The organism is Klebsiella sp. C283, from assembly GCF_048822555.1.
GTDB classification, from domain to species: Bacteria; Pseudomonadota; Gammaproteobacteria; order Enterobacterales; family Enterobacteriaceae; genus Klebsiella; species Klebsiella quasipneumoniae.
Genome location: NZ_JBMEZS010000077.1, coordinates 1 through 637, shown reverse-complemented (window position 1 = coordinate 637; position 637 = coordinate 1). Strand labels below are relative to the sequence as shown.

Annotated in this window: 1 protein-coding gene; it reads left to right on the top strand. The window is 54.2% G+C overall.

Annotation, left to right across the window (positions count from 1 at the left end):
* On the top strand, positions 1–637 hold a 637-nt coding region (locus ACOI7Z_RS27300; RefSeq protein WP_420702493.1), incomplete at both ends, for an IS5-like element IS903B family transposase.

Sequence of the window (637 nt, the reverse complement as noted above, 5' to 3'; positions counted from 1 at the left end):
AGCAACACCTTCTTCACGAGGCAGACCTCAGCGCTATTCTGACCTTGCCATCACGACTGTGCTGGTCATTAAACGCGTATTCAGGCTGACCCTGCGCGCTGCGCAGGGCTTTATTGATTCCATTTTTTCTCTGATGAACGTTCCGCTACGCTGCCCGGATTACAGCTGTGTCAGCAGGCGGGCAAAGTCGGTTAATATCAGTTTCAAAACGCCCACCCGGGGTGAAATCGCACACCTGGTAATTGATTCCACCGGGCTGAAGGTCTTCGGTGAAGGCGAGTGGAAAGTCAAAAAGCATGGCCAGGAACGCCGTCGTATATGGCGTAAGCTGCATCTGGCAGTTGACAGTAAAACACATGAAATCATCTGCGCTGACCTGTCGCTGAACAACGTTACGGACTCAGAGGCCTTCCCCGGGTTAATCCGGCAAACCCACCGGAAAATCAGGTCAGCCGCCGCCGATGGAGCTTACGATACCCGGCTCTGTCACGATGAACTGCGGCGTAAGAAAATCAGCGCGCTTATCCCGCCCCGAAAAGGTGCGGGTTACTGGCCCGGTGAATATGCAGACCGTAACCGTGCAGTGGCTAATCAGCGAATGACCGGGAGTAATGCGCGGTGGAAATGGACAACAGAT